Origin of the sequence: Streptomyces longwoodensis (genome assembly GCF_001514125.1) — a bacterium.
In the GTDB taxonomy this organism is placed as follows: domain Bacteria; phylum Actinomycetota; class Actinomycetes; order Streptomycetales; family Streptomycetaceae; genus Streptomyces; species Streptomyces longwoodensis.
In genome coordinates, this window is record NZ_KQ948551.1 from 60,084 (window position 1) to 86,037 (window position 25,954).

The window sequence follows — 25,954 nt, forward strand, 5'->3', positions numbered from 1 at the left end:
GACGCGAGGCGGAGGCGGGGGGAGAGGTGAGGCGGACGCCCGGGGGGACGTGGGGCGGACGCCCGGGGGACGTGAGGCGGGCGCGGGGAGGCGTCAGGCGGAGGGCGCCTGGTCCGGTGTGCCGGTCGTCGCCGTGCGCTGGAGGAGGCCCCAGGTGAACTCCGCGGTCACCGCCCGGGGCACGCCCCCGCCGTCCGGCGCGGTGAAGGCGAGGCCCCAGCGGGTGGGGGCGGTGCCCTGCAGGGGGCGGGCCGGGGCGAAGGCGCGGGCGGCCTCGTCGAGGGTGCAGGACCAGGGCGTGAGGTCGTCGAGACTGCGCAGGGCGGGCGCCGGTGCGCCGGGCGCGCGGACCAGCCACTCGGTCCAGACCGCGCCCCGGTCGCCGACCAGCACCTCGAAGCGCAGGTCGGGCCAGAGGGGGAGGGGCCACTGCCACGCCTCGCAGTCCAGGTCGCCGACGCGACGGGCCCGCGTCGACTCCGGGGTCCCGAGGACCGAGCGGTACCGCGACGCTGCGGGGCGGGGACGGGGGGAGCGGAGCATCGCCTGCCACCGTTTGTTGGCCTCGCGCATCTCGGCGAGCGTCACGCCCAGCTCGCGGCGGGCGTCCTCCACCAGGTCCGGGTTGTGGTCGGCCATGCGGCGCAGCAGCACCAGCTGGAAGTGCAGGGGCGTGAACGGGCCGGCAGGGCGCTTCTCGGGCGGCATGTCCCCCATCGTGGCCCACCCTTCACGACCATTGCCCGCTCCGACCCCTTGTGACTAGCCTGTGTTCGTCATCCCGATCGTCAGTTGAAATCTCGAACGCAGTCGTCGTCGACCACAAGGGAGGGGGCCGGCCGTGGGACGCCTCGTACCTGCCGTGACCCGGGCTCTGGACATCCTGGAGCTGTTCCTCGACGGGGACGGGACGCTCTCCGCCCCCGACATCGTGCGCAGGCTCCAGCTGCCGCGCACCACCGTGCACGAACTCGTCACCACGCTCGCCGCCCGGTCCTACATCGTCCAGGTGCCCGGCCAGCCGGGACGCTACCGGCTCGGCGTGCGCCCGTACCAGCTCGGCAGCCGGTACGCCGAGCAGCTCGACCTCGCCGCCGAGGGCCAGCAGGTGGCCCGTTCGGTCGCCGAGACCTGCGACGAGACGGTGCACGTGGCGATCCTGGAGGGCACCGACGTCATCTACATCGCCAAGGTCGACTCCACGCACGCCGTGCGGATGGTGTCGGCGGCCGGCCGCCGGCTCCCCGCGCACTGCACCTCCGTCGGCAAGATGCTCCTCGCCTCCCTCCCCGAGCCGGAGCTCGCCGCGCGGATCCCCGACGACGCCGCGCTCGCCGCCATGACTCCCAACAGCATCACCGACCCGGGCGCGCTGCGGGAGACCCTGGCCGGGATCCGGCAGCGCGGGATCGCCGTGGAGAGCCGCGAATCCAACCCGGACGTGAGCTGTGTCGCCGCGCCGGTGCGGGACCGCACCGGGCAGGTGGTCGCCGCGCTGTCGATCTCGGTGCCGATGATCCGGTGGAGCGACGACCGCCTCGGCGAGCTGGAGCAGCTCGCGGCCAAGGGCGCCGCCGAGCTGTCCGAGCGGCTCGGCTACCGGAGCGTGGCGTGACGCCGCCGCGGTACGAGGTCGCCGTACGGGCGTGGGCGGCGCTCGGGGAGGGTCCGACGTGGGACCCGGCCACGGGGCGGCTGCTGTGGCTGGACATCCTCGGCTCACGCGTCCACACCTTCGACCCCGCCACGGGGCGGCGCGGCGTGCGGGTCACCGGCCAGCACGTGGGCGCGGTCAAGCCGCGGGCGGGCGGCGGCCTGGTGCTCAACCTCCGTGACGGCGTGGGCCTGCTGGACCCCGACGGGACGTTCCGCTGGCTGCACCACGAGCCGGTGCCGGGGCGCCGGGCCAACGACGCCGCGGTCGCGCCCGACGGCTCGCTCTGGGCGGGCACCATGCGCTACGACGAGGCGCCGGGCGGGGGTTCGCTGTCCCGGTTCACCGGGGACGGCTCCGTACGGACCGTCCTCGACGACGTGGCGGTGAGCAACGGCACCGGGTGGAGCCCGGACGGGCGGCTGATGTACTACATCGACTCGCCCACCCGACGGGTGGACGTCCTCACCTACGAGGCCGACGCCGACGGTGGTGGCCGGGTGAGCGGCCGGCGGCCCCTGGTGGAGATCGAGGACGGCGCCGGCTTCCCGGACGGGCTCACGGTGGACGCCGACGGCTGCGTCTGGGTGGCCCTGTGGGACGGGGGCGCGGTGCGCCGCTACACCCCGGCCGGTGAGCTGGACCAGGTGGTCGAGCTGCCCACCCCACGGGTGACGGCGTGCGCCTTCGGCGGCCCGGACCTGACGGACCTGTACGTCACGACGGCCCGGGTGGGCCTGGCCGACCCGCACCCCTTGGCGGGCTCGCTGCTGGTGGTGCCCGGGGCGGGCAAGGGCCAGGTGCCGACGGCGTTCGCCGGGTGAGGGAGCCGCCGCCGGCCCCCTGGGCTCAGGGGGCCAGCAGCGACCGCTCGGCCGCCGTCAGCGGGGCCCCGGCCTGCGGCGGCAGCAGGGGCCCCAGGGCGACGGACAGCAGTGTGCCGGGCGCGAACAGCCGGGCCGGCGGGGCCAGCAGGCTGGTCACCTCCCACAGCGCGGCCGCCGCCCCGTGGGCCCCGGTCGCCGCCCTCGTCAGACGGCGCGAGTACCCCGTGACCAGCCGGTCCGCCGGCGTCGGCCGCGCCCCGCGGGTCTGCGGGTACCACACGTCCTGCCCCACCGCCGCCCGCCACGCCGCGTCCACCCACGGCACCACCCCGCGCTGCACCCGCGCCGCGAGCCCGGCGGAGCCCGGCCCGTCGCCGGCCCGCCGTACCTCCTGAGCCAGCAGCCGCGCCCCGAGCGCCGCCACCGACATCCCCTGTCCGTACGCCGGGTTGAACGTCGCCAGCGCGTCGCCCAGCACCACCAGGCCCTCGGGCCAGTCCCGCACCTTCTCCAGGTACCGCCGGTGGTTGTGGGTGCTGCGGCTGATCCGCACGTCCGTCAGCGGCTCGGCCCGCGCGATGAACCGCCCGACGAGCGGGTCGGCCAGCTCCATGGCGTAGCGCAGGAACCCGTCCGCGTCGGCCGGCGGCTCCGCGCCGCGCGTCCCGGCCAGGCTCACCATCCACCGCCCGTCCTCGACCGGCAGGATCATCCCGCTGCGCCCGGGCCGCCCGACGTACGGGTCGGCCTGCACCATCGTCACCGGGAACCGCCCGGCCCCCTCCGGCGCCCGGTACAGGCGCGTGGCGTTCACCAGCCCGGTGTCCACGGTGCGTTCGCGGACGCCGGTCACCCCGAGGGCGGCCAGCCAGTGCGTCACCCGCGACCCCCGGCCGCTCGCGTCGACCACGAGGTCCGCGGTCAGCTCCCGGTCCTCGCCGCCGTCGCCGTTCCCGCCGTCGCCGCCCTCCCGGCCGTCGTGGAAGCGCACCCCCGTCACCCGGCCCGCCCCGCCGAGCAGCCCCGTCACCCGGGTGCCGGGCCGCACCTCCACCCGGACCGGCGCCTGGGTCACCACGGCGTCCCGCACCGTCCAGTCGAGCAGTGCGCGGGTGCACGCGAGCAGGGCGGGCCCCTCGTCGCGCCAGCGGCGGAACCAGCCCTCCGGCGTGAGCACCACCATGTCCCGGCCGAGGGAGAGTTCATGGGCGCCGGCCGCCAGCAGCCGCTTGCGCACGCCCGCCCCCGGCACCAGCTCCTCCATCGCGGCGAGGCCCCCGGCCATGAGGATGTGCGCGTGCCGGCCCTGGGGGAGTCCCTTGCGGTGTTCCGGGCCGTCGGGCAGCGCGTCGCCGTCCAGCACGACCACCTCGTCCGCCGCTCCGGCCAGCGCGGCGGCGGCCAGCATGCCGGCCAGCCCGGCACCGATGACGACAGCTCTGCGGGGCATGGGACTCCTCGGTGTCGGCGGGTCAGCGGGGGGTGGCCCTCACCGTACCTTCACAAGCGCCCGTGACGAGGGGAGATCGGGCGAACTCCCGTGCCAGGTCGACGAGTCCACTGGTGCCGGACACCTCCGTGGCGTACAGCCGGTACCCGCTGGGCGGGTCCGTCGGCACGGCCCCGGCGGCGGCCCGCCGCGCCGCGTCGGCGACCATCGCGGCCTCGGCGGCGACCCGGGCGCCGTGGGCGTCCCGGCCCTCCTCCAGCGCGGCGGCCAGGGCGCGTTCGCGCACCCCGTCGTCGAAGTACGGCGCGAGCGCCAGCAGGGCGTCGTGGATGGACACCTCGCGCCAGTGCAGCCGTGCCCGGGGCGGCCGCCACCAGGTGCGCGGCTGCCTCGGCGCGGTCGAGGCGAACCGCACGCCGTCCCACAGCACGCCCAGCACGCGGTAGTCGCCGATGCTGTGCCAGTGGGCGGCGACCAGGGGCGCCAGCCGGGGCAGGACGTAGCCCGCGGCGCACAGCAGCGCGGCGAGCGAGGCCAGCGGAGGCGCGACGACCGTCGACAGCACGTCGAGGTCGTGGCCGGTCCACCGGGCCGCCACCGCCGTGTACTTGGTGAGCTGGAAGCCCACCACGTCCAGCAGCACGCCGGCCATGATGAGCCGCAGCCCGGTGCGCAGCAGCCCGGTGACCTCGCGGGCCCACCGGCGGCACATCACGCTCATCACCAGCGTGGCGGCGCTGTGCCCGAGCAGGTACAGCACGATCATCTCGCGCATGCCGGGCGTGTCGGCGTAGTAGGTGTCGAGGTCGGTCAGCCGCTCGGTGTCCGCGTCGGCGAGCGCGAACAGCACGACGATGGCGACGATCAGCGCCGCGTAGGCGGCGACGGCCCGCCCCACCCGCCGCCGGACCACCTCGCGGGAGCCGCCGCGCCAGTTGATGAGCAGGATGACCAGCGAGCAGCTGTACGCCGACATCACGCCGTACGTCAGCGGGGCGCCGAAGTTGGGGACGCCGGTGAGGCGGTTGACGGCGGACAGCGTGGGCGGGGCGGCGCACGCGAAGACCAGCGCGCCGAGCGCGACGGCCGCGCAGGTCGACATGGCCAGCGGGTCGCGCCGCCCGGGGCCGGGCCGGCGGAACAGCAGCAGCCAGGCGAGCGCCAGCACCAGGGCCGCGAGGTAGACGACGAGACTCATCACGCGCCCCCGCTCACGCCGTGCCCGACGCCGCCGTGCCCCGCGGGGCCAGCCGGGCGGCGGTGACGTACGGGGAGGTGGTGAGGGCGGCGGCGACGCGGACCAGGAGGGCCGGGTCGGGCGTGCGGTCCTGGAGCAGGTCGCTGACGTCGGGGACGGGCACCGGGCGTTCCGGTCCGCCGGCCCGTTCCCGCTCCTCGCGCACGGCGGCCGCCACGACCGCCGCCCAGGCCGTCGCCTCGGCCCGCGCCGGGTCACCGGTGTCGCGCAGCACGGCCTCGTGCGTCCGGTCGTACAGGGTCCGGTCAAAGAGGGCGTCGAGGTGGCCGAGCGCGTTGTGGATGCTGGTCTGGCGCCACACCAGCCGGGTGCCCGGCGACGCCCAGCGCGGCCGGGGCAGCCGCAGCGCGCGCCGGGTGAGCAGCTCGTCCAGTTCGCGCTCCAGGGGCTCCAGGCGGCCGTACGTCCGCAGGGCGCGCAGGCACGCGGCGGCCCGGGGCCCGGCGAGCGGGATCAGCACACCGGTCACCGTGACGAACGCGCCCAGCCCCGCGGCCACCGGCGAGATCGTGGTGCCGAGCGCCGACCAGTCCCGTCCGCACCAACGGGCCACCACCGCGACCAGCTTGGAGATGCTGTACCCGGCGTTGCACAGGGTGCCGACGCCGAGCGTGACCAGGCCCGCGCGCAGCCAGCCGTCGACCTGGCGGGCCCAGCGCAGCGCGGAGACGGTGGTGACGGCGACCGCCGCGAGGTGCCCGACCAGGTACAGCACGATCATCTCGGCGACGAACGGCGTGGTCGCGTAGTAGGTGTCGAAGTCGGTGCGCCGTTCCACGGGCGCGTCGCCCAGCCCGAACGTCACGGCGATGCCCAGCAGCACGAACGCGTAGGTGACGATCCAGCGCCGGGTGACCCGGTGCACGTGGGGGCCGCCGCGCCAGTAGACGATGAGCACCTGGGAGGCCGCGCTGTACGCGGTGATCGACGCGTACGTCAGGGGCGCGGCCAGGTTGGGCGTGCCGCTGAGGTGGTTGACCGCGCCGACGGTCGGCGGGGCGCCGAGGAAGAAGCACGCGCCGGCCAGGCCCAGGACGGCGCAGATGGCCCGCAGGTAGGGGTCGTGCCGGTGGCGCACCAGGTCGGGGGCCCGCACGATCAGGCCGAGCCAGAGCAGTCCGCAACTGAGGTAGTTGATCAGGCCGTTCATCTGCGTGTCCCGCGGTAGTTGAGGGCCGCGCCGATGCGGCGGGCGAGGTCCGCTTCGCCGTCGCCGGGTCCGTCGGGGCCGGGTTCGGGCGGTGCGTCGAGCCAGTCGCGCAGCCGCTGGCCCATCAGCATGCCGAAGCGGTCCGCCTCCTGCTCCTCGGCGAGGTCGAAGTCGGTGCGCGCGGCGGCGGGCACCAGCCGACCGGGTGCCGGCGCGGGGGCGGCCGACTCCCGCCGGTGCATGTGCCAGACCTCGTGGCAGAAGATGACGACCTGGTGCCAGGCGGCGGCGCGGCGGTCGACGACGACCACGTCGTGGTCGTCGCCCTCCAGCCACAGGCCGCTGGCGGTGTGCGGCGGGAACACCTCGCGGCGCACGACGACGGGGCGCCCGCGCCACCGGCTCACGGAGGCCACGAGCGCGTCGAACAGGGCCTCGGGATCGTCGGGGACCGGCCCCCGCAACGGCTCGACGAGGATGTCCGCCAGCCGTCGCATCTCCCTCTTCCTACGCACCGTTCGCATGGTACTCACGCCCCGATCGCTCGTGCCCCGACCGTTCCCGGGCGGACCCCTCGTGCACCGGGCGGCCACCCCTGGTGCGTTCGGGTGCCGGCCGCCCGGATCCCCTGCGCCGGAGCCCCTCCAGGGCCCGTGTCCTCCGCCCGCCCCGGCGACCCGTGCCCTCGCCCCCGGTCGCCCGGGCCCGGACCGCCGCGAGCGCGTCGGTGTCGCGCAGGGCCCGGGAGATCGGGCCGATCTCCCGCAGCAGGGCGGTGGTGTCGCGGTCCGCGCCGGTGCCGTGCGCGGGCCTGCGGTCCCCGGCGGCGACCGCGTCCAGGACGGCCACCGCGGCGGCCAACGCCCGGGCGCGGGACGGGGGATGGCCGAGCGCGAGGGCCGCGTCGTGGGCGCGGGCGTGCAACTCCTCGTCGAGGCGCCGGGCCAGCGGCAGCAGCGCGTCGCGGATGTACGTCTCCCGGCGGGTCAGCCGCAGTTCGGCGGACGCCCGCAGCAGCAGCGGCGCGCGCCCCCCGCCCGCGGACCGCATCAGGGCGTACAGGGGCCGCAGGTGCCGGTGGGCGCGGCGCAGCAGCCACCGCTCGTGCAGGTACTGGCCGGCGTGCGGCAGGATGAAGCCGACGGCGATGAGCACGGCGGACAGGCAGGCGGCGGGCGGGGCCGCACGGGTGCTGAGCCAGTCCAGGTCGTGGCCGGTCAATCGGGCGCCCACGGCGGTGAACTTGCAGGCGTCGAAGCACAGGTTGAGCGCGTACCCGGCGCCGAGCGAGGTGAGCCCCCAGCGCAGCCAGGCGTCGAGGCCGTCGGCGCGGACCCAGTTCCACACCAGCCGGCCGGTGACGAGCACGGCGACGGTGTGCGCGAGCAGGTAGAGCAGGATCTCCTCGCGCAGGAACGGCGTGGTGGCGTAGTAGGTGTCGAGGTCGCGCACGCGCTCCACGGGGGCGTCGGCGAGGGCGAAGAGCACCCACAGGGCGACGACGACGGCCGCGTAGCCGCACACGACCCGGCGCATGGCGCGGCGGGTGGCGGCCGAGCGTCCCGCCAGGCCGTCCCGCCAGGCGAGGATGAGCAGCAGGCCCGAGCCGCTGAACGCGGTGAGCAGCGAATACACCAGCGGCGCCGAGAAGTTGGGCACACCGGTGACGCGGTTGGTCCAGCGGATGGTGGCCGGGGTGACGAAGACGAAGACCGCGCAGGCGAGGAGCAGCAGCCCGCCGACGGCCCGCAGCAGCGGGTCCTGCCACAGCCGGACGATCGTGGGCAGCTTGATGACGAGCGCCGCGAGAAGGACCGCGGTCGGGAGGACGTACATCATCGGGCCCCTCCGTCCGCCGGCCCTGGCAGCTCGTCCGAGGTTACGCGTCCGGAGGTGTCCACGTCAGGCGAGTTCGCAGAAGGCGACGACGGCGAGTGCTTCCGGGACGCTTCCGTGAGTCCCGCCGGAACCATTGACGCCCACGCGTCACGAATCTACCTTCCCGTTCGAAGCCACGAGCGTGATCCGATATGTCGAACAGTCAGGAGAAGGGGACGGCAACCGCACCCGAGGGCCGCGCCCCGTGTCCCGGAAGGTCCCCATGAGCCACCGCCCCGCCCGCTTCACCCTCGACCCCGCCTTCACCGTCGGCACGGCCGGCCCCCGGCTCTTCGGGTCCTTCGTCGAGCACCTCGGCCGCTGCGTCTACACCGGGATCTTCGAACCGGGCCACCCCACCGCCGACGACCAGGGCCTGCGCCAGGATGTCCTGGAGCTGGTGCGCGAACTCGGTGTCACCACGATCCGCTACCCGGGCGGCAACTTCGTCTCCGGCTACCGCTGGGAGGACTCCGTCGGCCCCGCCGCCTCCCGCCCGCGCCGCCTGGACCCGGCCTGGCACTCCACCGAGACCAACCGCTTCGGCCTGTCCGAGTACATGGGCTTCCTGCGCAGGCTCGGCCCCGGGGCGGAGCCGATGATGGCCGTCAACCTCGGCACCCGCGGGGTGGCCGAGGCGCTCCAGCTCCTGGAGTACGCCAACCACACCGGCGGCACCGCCCTGTCGGACCTGAGGATCGCCCACGGCGACGAGGACCCCTACGGCATCCGGCTGTGGTGCCTCGGCAACGAGATGGACGGCCCCTGGCAGACCGGCCACAAGACGGCACGGGAGTACGGCCGCCTCGCCGCCGAGACCGCCCGCGCGATGCGCCAGCTCGACCCCGGCGTCGAACTCGTCGCCTGCGGCTCCTCCAGCCAGGCCATGCCGACCTTCGCCGCGTGGGAGGCGACGGTCCTGGAGGAGACGTACGACCTCGTCGACCACATCTCCCTGCACGCCTACTACTGGCCCGAGGACGGCGACGTGGACTCCTTCCTCGCCTCCGCCGTCGACATGGAGGCCTTCATCGCCCGCGTCGTGGCGACCGCCGACCACGTGGGCGCCCGACTGAAGTCGGAGAAGAGGATCACCCTCTCCTTCGACGAGTGGAACGTCTGGTACCTGCCCGAGTGGGAGGCGCGGTCCCAGGAGTTCGCGCGGGACGACTGGCCCGAGGCGCCCCGGCTGCTGGAGGACCGGTACAGCGTGACCGACGCCGTCGTCCTCGGCTCGCTGCTGATCGCCCTGCTCCGGCACGCCGACCGGGTCGCGGTGGCCTGCCTCGCGCAGCTCGTCAACGTGATCGCCCCGATCATGACCGAGCCGGGCGGCCCCGCCTGGCGCCAGACGACGTTCTTCCCCTTCGCCCAGGCGGCCCGCCACGGCCGCGGCCAGGTCCTGGACGTACGGGTGGACTCCCCGACGTACGAGACGCGCAAGTACGGCGAGGCCGACCTGCTGCACGCCACGGCCGTGCGGGCCGAGGACGGCTCGGTGACCGTGTTCGCGGTCAACCGGGACCGTACGGCGCCGCTGCCGCTGGAGGTCGCCCTCGGCCGGCTCGGCGTCACCCGGGTCACCGGGCACAGCGCGCTCGCCGACGCCGACCCGGACGCCCGCAACACGCTCACCGAACCGGGGCGGGTCGTCCCGCACGAGGTGACGGGCACGGCGGTGGCCGACGGCACGCTCACCGCCACGCTGGAGCCCCTGTCCTGGAACGTGATCCGGCTGGCCTGACGCGGGGCGGCCGCACCGCTGCCCCACAATGGGCGCATGAGGATCTCGGCACGGGCGGACTACGCGGTGCGGGCGGTACTGGAGCTCGCCGTACGGCAGGGCGGGGGCGACCCGGTGAAGGCGGAGTCGATCGCCGCCGCGCAGGACATCCCGCACAAGTTCCTCGAGGGGATCCTCGGCGACCTGCGCCGCGCCGGTGTCGTCGACAGCCGGCGCGGCGGCGGGGGCGGCTACCGGCTGGCCCGGGCCGCCGAGGCGATCACGGTCGCCGACGTCATCCGCGCCGTCGACGGGCCCATCGTGTCCGTGCGCGGGGTCCGCCCCACCGGCCTGTCCTACGCCGGCTCGGCCGAGCCGCTGCTCCCGCTGTGGATCGCGCTGCGCGCCAACGTGCGCCGCATCCTGGAGGGCGTCACCGTCGCCGACATCGCGGCGGACGCCCTCCCGGAGCCGGTCCGTGCCCTGGCCGCGGAACCGGCGGCCTGGGAGAACCCCTGACCCACGCGCGGGGCATTCAGCCCCCAACTCACTTCGTTTTCAACGGAGTTGGGATGTGAAAGGCGGGAAGCGAATGGCTTGAGTTCCCCCTGACCGGGGTGCGGGGCCCTTCCTACGATGCCAACGCCCCGGCCTCCACAGGAAGCACACACGTCCTCCACAGGCCGCCGGGCGAGAGGTCCACCCCCCACTCCCACCCCCTGGAGGGGCCATGCCTGCCGGACTCCTGCTGAGCGGCGCGACCGCCGCCCTGCTCGCCACGGCCGTGACACCCGCGAACCCGTCGTCGCCGGTGTTCGACGACCCGCCCCCGGACAAGATCGTCATCAACCTCGCCACCGTGAACGGCTCCGGCTGTCCCGCGGGTACCACCGCCGTCGCCGTCTCCGAGGACAACACCGCCTTCACCGTCACCTACAGCGACTACCTCGCGCAGGCCGGCGGTACCTCCGACCCGACCGCCTTCCGCCGCAACTGCCAGCTCAACCTGGTCGTCCACGTCCCCCAGGGCTTCACCTACGCCGTCGCCAGCGCCGACTACCGCGGCTTCGCCGCACTCCAGCCCGGCGCGACCGGCCTGCAACGGGCCTCGTACTACTTCCAGGGCTCCTCGCAGACGGCGTACAAGAGCCACACCTTCACCGGCGCCCTCAACGACAACTGGCAGGCCACGGACACCACCGACTGGGCCCAGCTGGTCTGGGCCCCCTGCGGGGTCCAGCGCAACTTCAACATCAACACGGAACTCCGCGTGACGGCGGGCAGCCAGTCACCGGGCAAGGTCAGCTTCATGACGATGGACTCGACGGACGGGGACATCAGCACGGTCTACCACCTGGCGTGGAAGGAGTGCCCGCCGCGCACGTGACGGGCGCGCGCACCTACGCCGCGCGGACCGGCCCGCTCCCGTCGTCCGGCTCGCGCCTCCACAGGACCAGGTCGCTGCTCGTCGCCACGGCCAGGGTCCGTCCCGAGGGCGAGAAACCCGCCGCGCGGAACGTGGAGTACGAGCAGTGGTGGACGTGCCACCACTGCTCCGCGTGCGGGCCGGCGTGGGGCAGTCCGCCGTCGCGGGACAGCAGGACGCGTTCGTGCGGCCAGGCCGGGGTGACGACCTCCAGGGTCCAGCCGTCCCCGGTGGTGGTGTGCAGCCCGCCGCCGAAGAGCCCCGCGATGCGCACCCGGCTCCCGGCGACCGGTCCGAGCCCCGGGCAGGACAGGTCGGGCACCGCGTCGGGGGTGCTGTCCTCGGGGTCGGGGTCGCGCTCCCTGGCGATCCGGTCCCCGGTGACGGCGTCGAAGAGGCCGTGACCGGCGGAGGAGACGACCATCACCAGGTCACGGCCGCTGTCGGGGTGCGTCGCGAAGCCGATCCCGAGCAGACCGCCGACGGCGGCGCCGCGGGTGTGCTCGAAGACCGGCTGCCAGGGGTCGGGCGCGGGCACCACGGGTGCAGCGAGCAGCCGGTCCCGCAGGGTCCGCTGGTACTCCGTCAGCTCGGGCAGGGGACCGTGCTCCGGCTGCCCGCCCGGCCCCGTCTTCCTCGTCCACCTGTTCACGCGTCCATGATCCCCGCCCGCCGCACCGTCAGCCCGCCGCCGCGGGCCACGCCCCCGCGTTCGGCCAGCCCGTCGCCGGGGCCGGGGTGAGGCCGTTCGTGCCGCGGACCTGCGCCGCCGTCAGGCCGCCCCGCGCCGGGACACCGGGCGGCGTGGGGCCCGCCGGCATCGCGGCGGCCGGGGCCATCGGGGGCACGGGCGCCGCGACCGGCTGCGGCATCGGCGCCGGGATCGGGGGAGGAGCGGGGGTCGGTATCTGGGCCGGTATCGGTGCTGGTGCTGGTATGGATGCCGCCACCGGTTGCGGGTACGACTGCGCGGCGGCCGCCGCGGGCAGCGGCACGCCCGCGCCGTGCGACGCGGCGGCCGGCAGCGGAGCCGACGCCGGAGCCGACGCCGGAGCCGACGCCGGAGACGGAGCCGGCGTGGCCATCGCCTGCGCCGCCAGCCCCCGCACCCCCGCCCCGTTCGTCGCGCCCACCAGCCGGTCCACCGCCGCCGTGCCCGAGCTGTAGCCGGTCACGGCCCCCGGCTCGGGCACGGCGGCTCCCCTCCTGGTCCCGTAGAGCACCTGTTCCAGGCCGGACACCAGGCGACGCACGTCCACCTGGGGGCGCACCACGAGCCGCAGGAAGCGGCTGGACGAACCGATCTTGTTGCCGCACTCCCGCACCAGGATCCGGTGCTCGGTCAGCAGGCGGTCCCGCACGACCGTGCCCTCCGCCCCGACGGGCAGCCGTACGAAGAGGAAGTTGCCCTGCGAGGGGTACACGGTCAGCCCCGGCAGCGCCGACAGCTGCGAGGCCATGTCCAGCCGGTCCCGCCGCACCTGCTGGAGGCTCAGGGCGTACTCCTCGCCGTGTTCCCTCAGCATGAACACCACGTGCTCGGCGAAGGAGTTGAGGTTCCACTTGGGCAGCATGGACCGCACCCGCCCGGCCAGCGCCGGGTTGGCGACCAGGTAACCGAAACGGATGCCGTGCAGGCCGAAGTTCTTGCCGAGGCTGCGCAGCACGATCACGTTGGGCCGCAGCATCGCCTCCTGCACGACGCTGGGCTCGGCCTCCGCGTCCGCGAACTCCAGGAACGACTCGTCGATCACGATGAGGTCCAGGTCGGCCATCGCGTCCATGAACTGCACGAGCGCGTGCCGGTGCAGGAACCCGCCGTCGGGGTTGTTCGGGTTGCAGACCACCGCGACGCGCGTCCCGCGGGCCCGGATGAACTCGGCGTACGCGGCGAGGTCCAGGGCGAAGCCGCTGGACTCCTGGAGCGGGAACATGTCGACGCGCTTGCCGGTCTCCATCGGCTGGTCGGTCCACCGCCCGAACGTGGGCACCGGGACCGCGAGGGACTCCCGGACCAGCAGGTGGTCGATCCAGGTGATCAGCTCGGTCGAGCCGTTGCCCATCGCCACGGCCTGCGGGGGCAGTTGCAGCAGGGTGCACAGCTCGGCCGTGATGGTGTCGGCGCTGCTCGGGTAGTACGTGACGATGTCCCGCAGCCGCGCGGCCATCTCCTCGAACATCGCCGGGGTGGGGAAGTACGGGTTGCAGGGGATGCAGAAGTCCACCGGGCCGGCTCCGTCGCCGCCCTCGCGGGTCAGCGCCGCCATCGACGGGCTGTGCGCCGCCGTGCTGCGGAACAACGAGGTGACGTTGTCGGCCATCGAACCTCCGTATGAGGCGGGCCCGGTGGGGAGGGCCGGGCCCGTCGTGTGTGGGCGGCCCGCGCGGGGGAGCGCGGGCCGCCCTTCCATACGGACGCGGGTGGAGCCGTGTTCAACCCGCGGTCGGACGGCGCGCGGTCAGCGGCCGAAGGTGTGCACCGTCGACGTCCGGTACGTCTGCCCCGGCCGCAGCACGGTCGACGGGAACGACGGCTGGTTCGGCGAGTCCGGGAAGTGCTGCGTCTCCAGGCAGAGCGCGTCGCCCTGCCGGTAGGTGCGCCCGCTGGTCCCGGTCAGCGTGCCGTCGAGGAAGTTGCCGGAGTAGAACTGCAGCCCCGGCTGGTCGGTGGCGATCCTCAGGGTGCGGCCGGAGCGCGGGTCGCGCAGCGTCGCCACGTGCACCGGGGTGGCCGTGACGCCCTTGTCCAGGACCCAGTTGTGGTCGAAGCCCTTGGCCAGCACCTGCTGCTCGTGGCCGGCGCGGATGTCCCGGCCGACCGGCTTGGCCCGGCGGAAGTCGAAGGGCGTGCCGGCGACCCCGGCCAGCTCGCCGGTGGGGATCAGGCCCGCGTCGGTCGGCGTGAAGCGGGAGGCGGCGATGGTCAGTTCGTGGTCCTCGATGCTGCCGCTGCCCTCACCCGCGAGGTTCCAGTACGTGTGGTTGGTGAGGTTGACGACCGTGGCCCTGTCGGTGGTGGCCGTGTAGTCGATGCGCCAGTCGCCGTGCCGGTTCAGCGTGTAGGTGACCTTCGTGCGCAGCGTGCCGGGGTAGCCCATCTCGCCGTCGACGCTGGTGTAGTACAGGTGCAGCCCGACGTCCGAGCCGTGGGTGAACGGCTCGACGTCCCACACCCGCTTGTCGAAGCCCTTGGCCCCGCCGTGCAGGCTGTTCTCGCCGTCGTTCACGGACAGCTGGTACGCCGTGCCGTCCAGGGTGAACCGGCCCTTGCCGATGCGGTTGCCGTAGCGGCCGATCAGCGCACCGAAGTACGGGCTGCTCGCGACGTAGTCCTCCAGGGCGGCGAAGCCCGCGGAGACGTTGGCGTAGCGGCCGTGCTTGTCGGGGATCTCCAGGGACTGCACGATCCCGCCGTAGGACAGCACCTTCAGGCGGGTGCCGCCGTTCTGGAGGGACCAGCGGTGGACCTTGGTGCCGTCCGCGAGAGTGCCGAAGAGCTCCTTGACCGGGCCCCTGCCCGTGGCGGCTCGGGCCGTGCCGCCGAGTGCGGTGGCGGCCACCCCCGCGGCCGCGGCGCCCGCGATGACCGTGCGTCTGTTCAGTTCCATGTGCGGCTCCCGGAAGGGAAGGGGCCCCACCGTCCGGTGGGGCCCAGCTGACTTACGAACCGGACTTGCGCTTGTTCCACACGTCGAAGCCGACCGCCGCGAGCAGGGCGAAGCCCTTGATCACCTGCTGCCAGTCGGTACCGACGCTGAGGAGGTTCATGCCGTTGTTCAGCACACCGAGGACGAGACCGCCGATGATCGCGCCGAGGACGGTGCCCACACCGCCGCTCATGGACGCGCCACCGATGAACGCCGAGGCGATCGCCTCGAGTTCGTAGTTCAGGCCCGCCTTCGGGGAGGCCGCGTTCAGCCGGGCGGCGATCGCCAGACCCGCCAGGGCCGCGAGCGCGCCCATGTTCAGGAAGACGAAGAAGGTGACCTTCTTGTCCTTCACGCCGGACAGCTTGGCCGCCGGCAGGTTGCCGCCGATCGCGTAGATGTGCCGTCCGAACACCGAGTTGCGCATCACGTAGCCGTAGCCCACGACCAGCGCGCCGAGGACCAGCAGCACGATCGGCGCGCCCTTGTAGCTGGCCAGCAGCATCGTCACCACGAGGATCGCCGCGACGATCGCCACCAGCTTCAGCAGGAAGATGTTGCGCGGCACCACGTCCAGCGAGAACTCCTGCTGGCGCTTGCGGTCCCGGAACTCCTGCACCACCACGAACACGATCAGCGCGAGGCCCAGCAGCAGGGTGATGTTGTGGTAGTTGGTGCTCGGGCCGGCCTCCGGCAGGAAGCCGTTGCCGATCTTCTGCAGGCCGTCGGGGAACGGGCCGAGGGTCTGGCCCTGGAGCAGGATCTCCGTGAAGCCGCGGAAGATCAGCATGCCGGCCAGGGTGACGATGAACGACGGTATGCCGAGGTAGGCGATGAAGAAGCCCTGCGCCGCGCCCGCCAGGGCCCCGGCGGCCAGGCACAGCACCACCGCCACCGGCCAGGGCACGTGGTGCTCGACGGTCAGCACGGCCGCGAAGGCGCCCACGAACGCCGTGACCGAGCCGACCGACAGGTCGATGTGCCCGGCGATGATCACCAGCATCATGCCGATCGCCAGGACCAGCACGTAGCTGTTCTGCAGGACCAGGTTGGAGACGTTGCGCGGCAGCAGCAGGTCGCCGTCGGTCCACACCGCGAAGACGGCGACGATCAGGCCGAGCGCGAGCAGCATGCCGTACTGCCGCATGTTGCGGCGCAGGCCGTCCAGCACCAGCCGGAGCAGGCCGTCGCCCGCCGCGCCGCCGCCCTTGCCCGGCGGGGCGGCGGCCGGGCTCTTGTCGGTCACATCGGTGCTCATCGCGTTACCTCTTTGTCCTTCGTCATCTGGCGCATCAGCACTTCCTGCGTGGCCTCGGCCCGCGGGACCTCGCCGGTCAGCCGCCCGGCGGCCATGGTGTAGATGCGGTCGCACATGCCGAGCAGCTCGGGCAGCTCGGAGGAGATGAAGACGACCGCCTTGCCCTGGGCGGCCAGTTGGTCGATGACCGTGTAGATCTCGAACTTGGCGCCCACGTCGATGCCCCGCGTCGGCTCGTCCAGGATCAGCACGTCGGGACCCGCGAAGATCCACTTGCTGAGGACGACCTTCTGCTGGTTGCCGCCGGACAGCTTGCCCACCGGCTCGAAGACGGTCGGCGCCTTGATGTTCATGGAGGTGCGGTAGCCCTCGGCGACCTGGCGTTCCTCGTGCTCGTCGACGACCCCGTGCCGGGCCACCTTGTCCAGCGCCGTCAGCGAGATGTTGCGGTTGATCGTGTCGATGAGGTTGAGGCCGTAGTGCTTGCGGTCCTCGGTGACGTAGGCGATGCCGTGCCGGACCGCCTCGGACACGGTCCGGGTGCGGATCTCCCGGCCGTCCTTGAGGACCGTGCCGCCCGCGTACCGGCCGTAGGCCCGCCCGAAGACGTTCATCGCGAGTTCGGTGCGGCCGGCGCCCATCAGGCCCGCGATGCCGACGATCTCCCCGCGCCGCACGTGGACCGACACGTCGTCGACCACCCTGCGCTGCTGGTCGATCGGGTGCAGCACGGTCCAGTTGCGGATCTCCAGCGCCGGCGCCGCGCCCTCCTCGGCCCGGTGCGGGGTGCGCTCCGGGAAGCGGTGGTCGAGGTCGCGGCCCACCATGCCGCTGATGATGCGGTCCTCGGTCGTCTCCGGCGCCGTCACGTCGAGCGTCTCGATGGTCCGCCCGTCGCGCAGGATCGTCACCGAGTCGGCGACCCTGCGGATCTCGTTCAGCTTGTGGGAGATGATGATCGAGGTGATGCCCTGCTTCTTCAACTCCAGGATCAGGTCCAGGAGTTTGCCGCTGTCCTCGTCGTTCAGCGCGGCCGTCGGCTCGTCCAGGATGAGCAGCTTGACCTTCTTGGACAGCGCCTTGGCGATCTCCACCAGCTGCTGCTTGCCCACGCCGATGTCGGCGACGCGGGTCTCCGGGTGGTCCGCGAGCCCCACCCGGCGCAGCAGCTCCGAGGCGTGCCGCAGGGTCCGGTTCCAGTCGATGAGCCCGCCCCGGGCGTGTTCGTTGCCGAGGAAGATGTTCTCCGCCAGGGAGAGGTACGGCACCAGGGCGAGCTCCTGGTGGATGATCACGATGCCGTGCTGCTCGCTCGCCCGGATGTCCCGGAAGCGGCAGACCTCCCCCTCGAAGAGGATCTCGCCCTCGTAGGTGCCGTGCGGATGGACGCCGGAGAGCACCTTCATCAAGGTGGACTTGCCGGCGCCGTTCTCCCCGCAGATGGCGTGGACCTCGCCCTGCCGGACGGTGAGCGTGACGTCCGACAGCGCCTTGACACCGGGAAAGGTCTTGACGATCGAGCGCATTTCCAGGACGGGTCCCGCCATGGTCGTGCCTTCCAATCCGTGAGGTTCGACGGTTGCTGGGGCCGGGTCCGCTACTTGAGCTGACCGGCCGTGTAGAACCCGCCGCCGACCAGGACCTTCTCGTAGTTCGTCTTGTCGACGCTGACCGGCTCCAGCAGGTACGCCGGGACGACCTTGCTGCCGTTGTCGTAGGTCTTGGTGTCGTTGACCTCGGGCTTCTTGTCGTTGAGCACCGCGTCGACCATGTTCGCGGCGACCTTGGCCAGTTCGCGCAGGTCCTTGTAGACGGTCTGGGTCTGGTCGCCCGCGATGATCGACTTCACCGAGGCCAGCTCGGCGTCCTGGCCGGTGACCACCGGCAGCGGCTTGTTCGCGGAGCCGTAGTTGTCCGACTTCAGCGCGGACAGGATGCCGATGGAGATGCCGTCGTACGGCGAGAGCACCGCGTCGACCTTCTCGCTCTTGTACGACTTGGTGAGGATGTCGTCCATGCGGCGCTGCGCGGTGGCGCCGTCCCAGCGCAGGGTGGTGACCTGGTTGAGCTGCGTCTGCCCGGAGCGCACCACCAGCTTCTTGCTGTCGATGTACGGCTTGAGCACGGTCATCGCGCCGTTGAAGAAGTACTTGGTGTTGTTGTCGTCGTTGGAGCCGGCGAACAGCTCGATGTTGAAGGGGCCCTTGCCGCTCTTCAGGCCCAGCTTGTCGACGATGTAGTTGGCCTGGAGCTCGCCGACCTTCTCGTTGTCGAACGACGCGTAGTAGTCGACGTTGGGCGTGCCCAGGATGAGGCGGTCGTAGGCGATGACCGGGATGTCCGCGTCCTTGGCCTGCTGCAGGACGTTGTTCAGCGACTTGTTGTCGATGGCGGCGACGATCAGCGCCTTGACGCCCTGGGTGATCAGGTTCTCGATCTGCGAGACCTGCTGGTCGGGGTCGTCCTCGCCGAAGACCAGCTTGGTCTTGTAGCCCTTGGCCTGGAGGTTCTTGACGACGTTGTTGCCGTCGGCGATCCAGCGCTCGGAGGACTTCGTCGGCATCGCGATGCCGATGGTGCCGCCCTTGCCGGAGTCCTTGTCCTCCTTGCTGCCGCCCTCCCCGCTCTGACCGCACGCGGTCAGGGTGAGCGCGAGGGAGGCGGCTCCGGCTATGGCGGCGAGGGCGCTTCTGCGAGTGCGCATGGTCATCGTCCCTGTTCTTCTCTTCGTCGAGATGGCTGGCGGGGTCGGCGGAGGTGCCCCGGAGGGCGGGGGAGCGGCGCGAGCGGTCCCGGGGGGCCCGCTGCCGCGTCGGTCAGTCGGTGGCGTTCCCGGTGGGGAACCGGTTCAGGGTCCCCGGCGAACGGGAGCCGAGCGGCGCCATGTCGGCGTCCGCGCCGTGCCGGGCGAGCAGGTCCAGGGCGAGCCGGCCGCGCCGCACCCGCTCACGGGCGGTGTCCAGGGTCACGTCCCGCAGGTGGGTGCCCCACGGGTAGATGCCGGGCGCCTTGGACAGGCCGAACTTCAGGTAGAGCGGGGCGCCGCGCCGGATCAGCTCGGCGACCTCGTACATCCGCACGTAGCCGCCCAGGTCGTCCGGGGCCTCGATGTACATGTCCATCGGGGCGGCCGACACCCGCCGGATCTCCGTGAGGTGGTCCAGCGTCAGGTCACTGGGCACGTTGACGGAGTCGGCGCCGAGCCGCTCGTACACCGCGTAACTCGCGGGGTTCACGGGCCCGATGAGCGCCGACACCTTCAGCGTGGTGTCGGCCGGGAGGATGCCCGCCTCGCGGGCCCGGTGCAGCGTCCACAGCACGCCCTCGTCGGCCACCAGCAGGCACTTGACGCCCAGTTCGGTGGCGCGCAGGGCGTCCTCCACGCAGCCGGCCACGGCGTCGTGGCCACGGGCGCGCAGACCGGCCCCCCGCGAGTCGCTGCGCACCGAGCCGCCGATGTCCCAGGTGCCGCGCGGGCCGGTGAACAGGCAGAGCTCGATGTCCCGCGCGGCCGTCGCCTCGACCATCTCGGTGATCTCGGCGTCGGTCAGCATCCACACCCCGCTGCCCTGGCTGATCCGGTGGATCGGCACGTCCAGCCGCGAGGACTCCTTCAGGACGACGGCCAGCGCCTCGGGCCCCTCGCACGAGGGGATCTCGGTGCGCCAGCGGCCGCCGCCGGGGAAGGAGTGGGCGGAGGCGTCGGAGGGGTCGAGGGCGGGCGCGCCCAGGCCGAGCGCGGCGAGGGCCTGCTCACCGGGCCTGCGGGCTGCCGTGGCGGAAGCGTCGGTCACAAGCTGTCCTTAGTGTTCGAGATGTCGGACGGAGTTCGCGGCTCAAGGCGTGGGGGGCTCGGGGTGCGCCGGTACGGAAACCGCCGGGTCGCCCCGGCGCACGTCTACGGGCGGAGCAGCACCTTGCCCACCGTGGGATCGCCGGACCCGACCAGCTCGATCGCCTCGGTGAAGCCGGCGAGCGGCAGCTCGTGGGTGACCAGCGGCAGCGGATCGAGCAGCCCGGCGCCGAACACCCGCACCGTGTGCGACCAGGCGTCCGGCGGCGCCCCGAAGACGGAGTGCACCTCCAGCTGCCGTACGACGAGGTCGGTCGGGTCCAGCCCGTCCGCGCCCGGCGCGGGGATGCCGGTCAGCACCAGCCGGCCGCCACGGCGCAGCAGGGAGGCGGCGGTGCGGGCGGCCGACGCCGACCCGGCCGTCTCGATCACCACGTCCAGGTCGTGGGGCAGCTCCTCGTCCCGGGTGCGGAAGTCGCTCGCCCCAAACCGCCTGGACAGCTCCTCCCGGTCCCGGCGGGTGCCCACCACCAGCAGCTCGGCCGGCGAGCCCGCCTTCAGGAACTGCACGGCGAACATCCCGAGCGTGCCCGTGCCCACCACGCCGACCCGCTCGCCCGGCAGGGCGCGGGCCTTCACCGCGGCGGCCGCGACGCAGGCGGCGGGCTCCAGCAGGGCGGCCGCGGTCAGGTCCGCGTCGTCCGGCAGGACGTGCAGCAGCCGGGCCGGCAGCGTGAGCGTCGGGGCCATCGCCCCCGGCTGGGTGAACCCGGTCTCCTCGTACCCGTCCGTGCACAGCGTGGTCTCGCCCGCGTGACAGCGGTCGCAGACCTGGCAGTTGCGGAAGCCCTCGCCGACGACCTTGCGGCCCACCAGCGCACCCGGCACCCCCGCGCCGACCGCCTCCACCGTGCCCGACCACTCGTGGCCGGGGGTGAGCGGGTAACGGACGTACCCCTCGGGCCGGTTGCCCTGGTACAGCTCACGGTCGCTGCCGCAGATGCCGACCGCGTGCACCCGGACCAGGGCCTCGCCGGGCTCCGGACGGCGCGGCTCGTGCGGGACGAGCCGGTGCGCGCCGGGTGCCTCGACGACGACCGCCGTGCTCACCGGCCGGCCTTCGGCTTGCGCTGCTCCCAGCCCTCGGCCCACAGGTCGAACCGGGCCTGCTGCTGCGGGAACTCGGCCGCCGCGTCGACGTCCAGCTCGACGCCGAGGCCCGGGGCGTCGGACAGGTGGAAGCAGCCGTCCTCCGGGTCGACCTGCGGGGCGCCCTTGACCACCTTCTTGATCTCGGCGTCCGCGAAGTCGTTGAAGTGTTCCAGGATCTTGAAGTTCGGCGCGGTGAAACCGACCTGGAGGGAGGCGGCGGTCAGCACGGACCCGCCCACGTTGTGCGGTGCGACCAGCACGTAGTGGGTCTCGGCGGTGGCGGCCAGCTTGCGCGTCTCCCAGATGCCGCCGAGGTGGCCGACGTCGGGCTGGATGATGTCCACGGACTGGCTGTCGAACAGCTCGCGGAACTCGATCCGGTCGTGGATGCGCTCACCGGTCGCGACCGGCAGGTCCACCTTGGCGGCGACCTTCTCCAGCGCCTTGAGGTTCTCCGGCGGCACCGGCTCCTCCAGCCAGGCCGGCTTGAACGGCGCCATCTCCTTGGCCAGCCGGACGGCGGTGGCGGGGGAGAAGCGGCCGTGCATCTCCAGCATCAGCTCGGCGTCCGGCCCGATGGCGTCGCGCACGGCCTCGATGAGGGAGACGGCGTACAGCGTCTCCTCGTGGTCCAGCTCGAAGTGCCCGGTGCCGAACGGGTCGATCTTCAGCGCCCGGTACCCGCGCTCCATGACCCCTTGCGCGGCCTTGTGGTACGCCTCCGGGGTCCGCTCGGTGGTGTACCAGCCGTTGGCGTACGCCTTGACCTTGTCGCGGACCTTCCCGCCGAGCAGCTGCCACACCGGCACGCCCAGGGCCTTGCCCTTGATGTCCCAGCAGGCCATCTCGACGACGGCGATGCCGGACATCACGATCTCACCCGCGCGGCCGTAGTCGCCGTACTTCATCCGGCGCACGAGGTCTTCCACGGCGAACGGGTCCGAGCCGAGAATGTGGTTGGCCTCGGCCTCCCGGAGGTAGCCGATCAGCGCGTCGGTGTGGCCCAGCATCCGGGTCTCACCGACTCCCGTGATGCCCTCGTCGGTGTGCACCTGGACGTAGGTCAGGTTCCGCCACGGCGTTCCCACCACGTGGGTGCTGATTCCGGTGATGCGCACGGTGATTGCCCCTCAGCTGTTCGAGATTTCGTCACACGTTCGAAATGCTGGCGTGACAGTAAGGACGGGGTGCCGGGAGTGTCAATGGGTCGAACGCAGAGAACGCAGAACGGTTTCGACAGTTTCGACGGCGGCTTTCGGGCCGGTTGGTGGTTCCCTGCGGCTTGGGGGGTGGCTCGCACCCGTTCCTGCACCTGAACGGCCGCTCTCCCACACAACTTTCACAGGCGACCCTAGGAACGTCACCCTCCGGGAACTTAGTCTTCCGGCGTCATGGACTACTGCACCCCGTGCCGACGGCACCTGAACGGCGCCCTCGCCTGCCCGGGCTGCGGCGCCCCCGCCGACCGGACCCACGCGTACGCGCGGGCGCCCGAGGGGTACGCGGGCCAGGCGTACCAGGGCCAGGCGTACGAGGGGCAGGCCCACCCGGCCGGCCCCGCCCCCGAGCCCACGGCGCCCGTCGTGCGCGTCCCGCACCAGCGGCCCGCCCCCGAGGAGACCGCACCCGGGGACGCCGCCTTCGAGGAGCCCCCCGCGACCGCGCCCGCCCCCGCGCTGCCCGGCACGGCGGAGGAGCCCCCCGAGAGCGCGTCCGCCCGGCTCAGCCGTCGCGACCGCAAAGCCGCCGTGCACCGCAGGCGCCGCCGCCGCACGGTGCTGGTCGTGGCCGGGTTCGTCCTCGCGGCCGGGGGCCTGAGCCTCGCGGAACTCGGCATCGACGCCCCGGGTTTCTCCTCGTCCGACCCGGCGGCGGCCGGCGGCGAGTCGGCGGAACTGACCGACGGCGCCGGCCCGTCCCCGGGCGGCTCGGACCACCCCGAGGACGGCCCCCGCGGCACCGACGGCCCCTCGGCCTCCCCGAGCACCTCCGCCTCCGCCTCCACGTCGGCCTCGCCCTCCGCGTCGGCCAGTGCGTCGGCGTCCCCGTCCGGCAGCACCGCCCCGGACCCCCAGTCGGCGACGGCCCCCGGCACGGTCCCGGACACCCCCGGCACGGACCCGGAGCAGGGCACGGACCCCGCCCCCGACCCCACCCCCACCACCGCACCGACCACCGCGGACCCCACCCCGAAACCGTCCCCGTCCCCGACGAAGTCCTGCGACCGCTTCCTGTGGTGGTGCACGTAGCCCCACGGCATCCGTAACCGGCCCGGGGCCTCAGGGAGTCACGATGGCGAAGCCGGGATCGGGTTCGTCGAGGACGGACATCAGGGTGCTGAGGACGGCCGGGTCGCCGGTGTGGTCGATGCCGTCGAGGCCCTGCCCGGTGAGCGCGGCCAGGAGCTGGGGCTCGGTCAGGGTGACCGTGAGGTCGGCGCCGCCCGCGGGGGTGCCGGTGACGGGGTGGTGGACGAGGACGCCGTTGCGCAGGCTCGTCCGGTGGGTCCGGTCGAGGTCGGTGAACCGCCACAGCACGGTCAGGGTGTGGTCCCACGCCCGGGGGCCGTTGACGCGGATGGCGAGGGAGTCGAAGACCTGGTCGACGGAGAGCGCGGTGGCCATGCTGGTGGCGGCGATGGGGACGGGCCGGACGCCGGTGCGCAACTCCTGGGCGCCCATGAGGTAGTTGTTGCGCCAGGTGCCGCACTCGGCGCCGTGTCCGAGGCGTTCGAAGGTCTCGGCGAGCAGTTCCCTGGCCCGGGCGTCGTCGGGGGCGGCGAAGGTGGCGTGCTTGAGGAGCTGGGCGGCGAAGCGCAGGTCACCGGCGTCCACGTAGGAGCGGGCCTTGGCCAGGACGGAGTCGATGCCGCCCATGCAGTCGACGTAGCGCTCGGCGGACGCGGTGGGCGGGTGCTCCCACAGGGAGGCCGGGTGGCCGTCGTACCAGCCCATGTAGCGCTGGTAGATCGCCTTGACGTTGTGGCTGACCGAGCCGTAGTAGCCGCGGGTGTGCCAGGCCCGGGCGAGGCGTGGCGGCAGCTCGATCAGCTCGGCGATCTCGGTGCCGGTGTGGCCCTGGTTGAGCAGGCGCAGGGTCTGGTCGTGGAGGTAGCCGTAGAGGTCGCGCTGTTCGGACAGGAAGGCGGTGAGGCGCTCGGTGCCCCAGGTGGGCCAGTGGTGGGAGGCGAACAGGACGTCGGAGTCGGCGGCGAACAGGTCGATGGCCTCGGTGAGGTAGCGCGACCACATCCGGGCGTCGCGGACCAGGGCGCCGCGCAGGGTCAGGATGTTGTGCAGGTTGTGGGTGGCGTTCTCGGCCATGCACAGGGCGCGCAGCTCGGGGAGGTGGAAGTTCAGCTCGGAGGGGGCCTCGGTGCCCGGGGTGAGCTGGAAGCGGAACAGGACGCCGTCCAGGCGTTCCTCCTGGCCGGTGCGGGTGACGTCCAGGGTGGGCGGCAGGAGGCTGGGCAGGCCGTGGGAGGCGGCGAAGCCGAGGCCGACGCCGATCAGGCCGCGCGGGCCGGGCTCCAGTTCGCCGCCGGTGTGGTACATGCCGCGGCGGAGCATCGCGGTGCCGGCGTAGACGTTCTCGGCGACGGAGTTCTCCATGAAGCCCGCGGGGGCGACGATCGGCACGTCGTCGTCGGGGCCGATGACGCCCAGCGTGCCGCCGAAGTGGTCGATGTGGGAGTGGGTGAACAGCACCGCGGTCACCGGCCGTTCGCCCCGGTGGGCCCGGTAGAGGGCGATCCCCGCGGCGGCGCACTCCCGTGACACGAGCGGGTCGACCACCACGACGCCGTGCCGGCCCTCGATCAGGGTCATGTTGGACAGGTCGAAGCCCCGGATCTGGTAGACGCCCCCGGTCACCTCGTACAGCCCGGCGCGGGCGCACAGCTGGGACTGGCGCCACAGGCTCGGGTTCGCCGTGTCCGGGCAGTCCTCCCGCAGGAACGCGGTCGCCCCGAAGTCCCAGACCACCCGCCCGTCCTCCGCCGTGATGTGCGGGTGCGCGGGTCCGGCCACCAGGCCCCGGTCGGCGTCCTCGAAGTCGGTGCGGTCGGCGAAGTCGGGAGCGCTGTCGGCGGTGCTCACCACGGGACCTCCAGGTCGGGGAGGGCACGCCGGGGGCGGCGCGTGCCCGGTACCGCCATCCTGGGTGGCGCCCGGGGGGCCCGCCCGCCGGGAGTGGACCGTACGGGTGACCGCCGGAGCCTCGTCCCCCTGAAAGCGCCGGGGAAGTGGCGGGCGTGCTCGCCTCAGGCCTCCAGCATGCGGCTCAACAGGTCGCGCAGGGCGAGGCGTTCGTCGTCGGCCAGGGCGGCCAGGGGCTCGCGGGCGAAGCGCAGGGACTCGCGCAGCTCGCGGGCCACGCGGCGGCCGTCGTCCGTGGCGGCGGCGAGCTTGACGCGCCGGTCCGCCGGGTCGGGGCGGCGCTCGACCAGGCCCCGCGCCTCCAGGCGGTCGACGATCCCGGTGACGTTGGACGGCTCGCACTTGAGCCGGTGGGCCAGCTTGCGCATCGGCAGCGGCTCCAGCGAGAGCAGGCCGAGCAGCTTGGCCTGGGCGCCGGTGAGGGCGTGCTCGGCCGCCGCCTCCTCGTAGTCCGCGTGGTAGCGGGCGACGACCTCGGCGATCAGCTCGACGACCTCCAGGCTCACGGGGTCGGGGCGGCGCGTCCGGTGGGGTGTGGCCATGTCCACCAGGGTACCCGTTTGCTTGACATCCTGAAATAT

Annotated in this window: 23 protein-coding genes; 6 read left to right on the forward strand and 17 right to left on the reverse strand. The window is 73.3% G+C overall.

What is annotated here, in order from left to right:
* Positions 1 to 93: 93 nt before the first annotated feature.
* Positions 94 to 717 (reverse strand): hypothetical protein, encoded by a 624-nt coding sequence (locus tag AQJ30_RS09270; protein WP_067231136.1) that lies wholly within the window; start codon positions 715 to 717, stop codon positions 94 to 96.
* Positions 718 to 841: 124 nt separating this feature from the next.
* On the opposite strand from AQJ30_RS09270, the gene AQJ30_RS09275 reads away from it, so the two are divergent.
* Complete coding sequence (locus tag AQJ30_RS09275; protein ID WP_067231139.1) at positions 842 to 1,615, forward strand: IclR family transcriptional regulator; 774 nt, start codon at positions 842 to 844, stop codon at positions 1,613 to 1,615.
* Positions 1,612 to 2,478: an SMP-30/gluconolactonase/LRE family protein gene (locus AQJ30_RS09280; protein WP_067231140.1), complete on the forward strand. Its 867-nt coding sequence runs from the start codon at positions 1,612 to 1,614 to the stop codon at positions 2,476 to 2,478. The genes AQJ30_RS09275 and AQJ30_RS09280 overlap by 4 nt, the downstream gene beginning before the upstream one ends.
* Before the next feature lie 25 nt (positions 2,479 to 2,503).
* Here the strand turns inward: AQJ30_RS09280 and AQJ30_RS09285 are convergent, their stop codons facing one another.
* The 5 genes from AQJ30_RS09285 to AQJ30_RS09305 are packed head-to-tail and all read right to left on the reverse strand — an operon-like array spanning position 2,504 to position 8,178.
* Positions 2,504 to 3,931, reverse strand: a complete 1,428-nt coding sequence (locus AQJ30_RS09285) for an NAD(P)/FAD-dependent oxidoreductase (protein WP_067231143.1) — start codon at positions 3,929 to 3,931, stop codon at positions 2,504 to 2,506.
* Between the two features lie 22 nt (positions 3,932 to 3,953).
* Positions 3,954 to 5,129, reverse strand: a complete 1,176-nt coding sequence (locus AQJ30_RS09290) for an MAB_1171c family putative transporter (RefSeq protein ID WP_067231145.1) — start codon at positions 5,127 to 5,129, stop codon at positions 3,954 to 3,956.
* Positions 5,130 to 5,142: 13 nt separating this feature from the next.
* Positions 5,143 to 6,339, reverse strand: coding sequence for an MAB_1171c family putative transporter (locus AQJ30_RS09295; protein WP_067231147.1), 1,197 nt, complete (start codon positions 6,337 to 6,339; stop codon positions 5,143 to 5,145).
* The gene (locus tag AQJ30_RS09300) at positions 6,336 to 6,854 is read right to left on the reverse strand and encodes a toxin (RefSeq protein ID WP_245726866.1); all 519 of its coding nucleotides are present in this window, start codon (positions 6,852 to 6,854) and stop codon (positions 6,336 to 6,338) included. The genes AQJ30_RS09295 and AQJ30_RS09300 overlap by 4 nt, the downstream gene beginning before the upstream one ends.
* Positions 6,847 to 8,178, reverse strand: a complete 1,332-nt coding sequence (locus tag AQJ30_RS09305) for an MAB_1171c family putative transporter (RefSeq protein ID WP_245726867.1) — start codon at positions 8,176 to 8,178, stop codon at positions 6,847 to 6,849. Before AQJ30_RS09305 ends, AQJ30_RS09300 begins: the two co-directional genes overlap by 8 nt.
* 262 nt (positions 8,179 to 8,440) lie before the next feature.
* Between AQJ30_RS09305 and arfA the strand changes: the two genes are divergently transcribed.
* The 3 genes from arfA (at position 8,441) to AQJ30_RS09320 (ending at position 11,327) form a co-directional block, all read left to right on the forward strand.
* Complete coding sequence (arfA, locus tag AQJ30_RS09310; protein WP_067231151.1) at positions 8,441 to 9,961, forward strand: arabinosylfuranosidase ArfA; 1,521 nt, start codon at positions 8,441 to 8,443, stop codon at positions 9,959 to 9,961.
* 36 nt (positions 9,962 to 9,997) lie between these two features.
* Positions 9,998 to 10,459 carry an RrF2 family transcriptional regulator gene (locus AQJ30_RS09315; protein WP_067231156.1) on the forward strand — a complete coding sequence of 154 codons (462 nt, stop codon included), beginning with the start codon at positions 9,998 to 10,000 and terminating at the stop codon, positions 10,457 to 10,459.
* 211 nt (positions 10,460 to 10,670) lie between these two features.
* On the forward strand, positions 10,671 to 11,327 hold the full coding sequence (locus AQJ30_RS09320) for a DUF4360 domain-containing protein (RefSeq protein ID WP_067231158.1): 657 nt from the start codon (positions 10,671 to 10,673) through the stop codon (positions 11,325 to 11,327).
* Positions 11,328 to 11,340: 13 nt separating this feature from the next.
* Here AQJ30_RS09320 and AQJ30_RS09325 read toward each other — a convergent pair whose 3' ends face one another.
* The 9 genes from AQJ30_RS09325 to AQJ30_RS09365 form a co-directional block, all read right to left on the reverse strand.
* Positions 11,341 to 11,964 carry a hypothetical protein gene (locus tag AQJ30_RS09325; RefSeq protein WP_067232578.1) on the reverse strand — a complete coding sequence of 208 codons (624 nt, stop codon included), beginning with the start codon at positions 11,962 to 11,964 and terminating at the stop codon, positions 11,341 to 11,343.
* Between the two features lie 82 nt (positions 11,965 to 12,046).
* Positions 12,047 to 13,687 (reverse strand): pyridoxal phosphate-dependent aminotransferase, encoded by a 1,641-nt coding sequence (locus AQJ30_RS09330; protein ID WP_067231161.1) that lies wholly within the window; start codon positions 13,685 to 13,687, stop codon positions 12,047 to 12,049.
* Positions 13,688 to 13,825: 138 nt separating this feature from the next.
* A complete protein-coding gene (locus AQJ30_RS09335) occupies positions 13,826 to 14,974 on the reverse strand; it encodes an aldose epimerase family protein (RefSeq protein WP_067231164.1) in 1,149 nt (382 codons plus the stop codon).
* A gap of 52 nt (positions 14,975 to 15,026) precedes the next feature.
* The gene (mmsB, locus tag AQJ30_RS09340; RefSeq protein ID WP_067231167.1) at positions 15,027 to 16,271 is read right to left on the reverse strand and encodes a multiple monosaccharide ABC transporter permease; all 1,245 of its coding nucleotides are present in this window, start codon (positions 16,269 to 16,271) and stop codon (positions 15,027 to 15,029) included.
* Positions 16,268 to 17,818, reverse strand: a complete 1,551-nt coding sequence (gene mmsA, locus AQJ30_RS09345) for a multiple monosaccharide ABC transporter ATP-binding protein (RefSeq protein WP_067231169.1) — start codon at positions 17,816 to 17,818, stop codon at positions 16,268 to 16,270. The genes mmsB and mmsA overlap by 4 nt, the downstream gene beginning before the upstream one ends.
* A 50-nt stretch (positions 17,819 to 17,868) precedes the next feature.
* Positions 17,869 to 18,975, reverse strand: coding sequence for a multiple monosaccharide ABC transporter substrate-binding protein (gene chvE / locus AQJ30_RS09350; protein ID WP_067232582.1), 1,107 nt, complete (start codon positions 18,973 to 18,975; stop codon positions 17,869 to 17,871).
* A gap of 112 nt (positions 18,976 to 19,087) precedes the next feature.
* Positions 19,088 to 20,065: a hypothetical protein gene (locus AQJ30_RS09355; protein ID WP_067231172.1), complete on the reverse strand. Its 978-nt coding sequence runs from the start codon at positions 20,063 to 20,065 to the stop codon at positions 19,088 to 19,090.
* Positions 20,066 to 20,169: 104 nt separating this feature from the next.
* Positions 20,170 to 21,174, reverse strand: a complete 1,005-nt coding sequence (locus AQJ30_RS09360) for a zinc-dependent alcohol dehydrogenase (protein ID WP_067231175.1) — start codon at positions 21,172 to 21,174, stop codon at positions 20,170 to 20,172.
* Positions 21,171 to 22,334 carry a mandelate racemase/muconate lactonizing enzyme family protein gene (locus tag AQJ30_RS09365; protein WP_067231178.1) on the reverse strand — a complete coding sequence of 388 codons (1,164 nt, stop codon included), beginning with the start codon at positions 22,332 to 22,334 and terminating at the stop codon, positions 21,171 to 21,173. The genes AQJ30_RS09360 and AQJ30_RS09365 overlap by 4 nt, the downstream gene beginning before the upstream one ends.
* 273 nt (positions 22,335 to 22,607) lie before the next feature.
* Here AQJ30_RS09365 and AQJ30_RS09370 point away from each other — a divergent pair, with 273 nt between their 5' ends.
* Positions 22,608 to 23,465: an SCO2400 family protein gene (locus AQJ30_RS09370; protein WP_067231181.1), complete on the forward strand. Its 858-nt coding sequence runs from the start codon at positions 22,608 to 22,610 to the stop codon at positions 23,463 to 23,465.
* A 30-nt stretch (positions 23,466 to 23,495) separates the two neighbouring features.
* Here AQJ30_RS09370 and AQJ30_RS09375 read toward each other — a convergent pair whose 3' ends face one another.
* The gene (locus tag AQJ30_RS09375) at positions 23,496 to 25,316 is read right to left on the reverse strand and encodes an alkyl/aryl-sulfatase (RefSeq protein ID WP_245726869.1); all 1,821 of its coding nucleotides are present in this window, start codon (positions 25,314 to 25,316) and stop codon (positions 23,496 to 23,498) included.
* A 161-nt stretch (positions 25,317 to 25,477) separates the two neighbouring features.
* Complete coding sequence (locus AQJ30_RS09380) at positions 25,478 to 25,915, reverse strand: MarR family winged helix-turn-helix transcriptional regulator (RefSeq protein WP_067231184.1); 438 nt, start codon at positions 25,913 to 25,915, stop codon at positions 25,478 to 25,480.
* Between the last annotated feature and the right edge of the window lie 39 nt (positions 25,916 to 25,954).

Coding starts and splice junctions, on each gene's coding strand:
- AQJ30_RS09270 (WP_067231136.1), bottom strand. CDS start 717: ATGGGGGACATGCCGCCCGAGAAGCGCCCTGCCGGCCCGTTCACGCCC.
- AQJ30_RS09285 (WP_067231143.1), bottom strand. CDS start 3,931: ATGCCCCGCAGAGCTGTCGTCATCGGTGCCGGGCTGGCCGGCATGCTG.
- AQJ30_RS09290 (WP_067231145.1), bottom strand. CDS start 5,129: ATGAGTCTCGTCGTCTACCTCGCGGCCCTGGTGCTGGCGCTCGCCTGG.
- AQJ30_RS09295 (WP_067231147.1), bottom strand. CDS start 6,339: ATGAACGGCCTGATCAACTACCTCAGTTGCGGACTGCTCTGGCTCGGC.
- AQJ30_RS09305 (WP_245726867.1), bottom strand. CDS start 8,178: ATGATGTACGTCCTCCCGACCGCGGTCCTTCTCGCGGCGCTCGTCATC.
- arfA (WP_067231151.1), top strand. CDS start 8,441: ATGAGCCACCGCCCCGCCCGCTTCACCCTCGACCCCGCCTTCACCGTC.
- AQJ30_RS09315 (WP_067231156.1), top strand. CDS start 9,998: ATGAGGATCTCGGCACGGGCGGACTACGCGGTGCGGGCGGTACTGGAG.
- AQJ30_RS09320 (WP_067231158.1), top strand. CDS start 10,671: ATGCCTGCCGGACTCCTGCTGAGCGGCGCGACCGCCGCCCTGCTCGCC.
- AQJ30_RS09330 (WP_067231161.1), bottom strand. CDS start 13,687: ATGGCCGACAACGTCACCTCGTTGTTCCGCAGCACGGCGGCGCACAGC.
- AQJ30_RS09335 (WP_067231164.1), bottom strand. CDS start 14,974: ATGGAACTGAACAGACGCACGGTCATCGCGGGCGCCGCGGCCGCGGGG.
- mmsB (WP_067231167.1), bottom strand. CDS start 16,271: ATGAGCACCGATGTGACCGACAAGAGCCCGGCCGCCGCCCCGCCGGGC.
- mmsA (WP_067231169.1), bottom strand. CDS start 17,818: ATGGCGGGACCCGTCCTGGAAATGCGCTCGATCGTCAAGACCTTTCCC.
- chvE (WP_067232582.1), bottom strand. CDS start 18,975: ATGCGCACTCGCAGAAGCGCCCTCGCCGCCATAGCCGGAGCCGCCTCC.
- AQJ30_RS09370 (WP_067231181.1), top strand. CDS start 22,608: ATGGACTACTGCACCCCGTGCCGACGGCACCTGAACGGCGCCCTCGCC.
- AQJ30_RS09380 (WP_067231184.1), bottom strand. CDS start 25,915: ATGGCCACACCCCACCGGACGCGCCGCCCCGACCCCGTGAGCCTGGAG.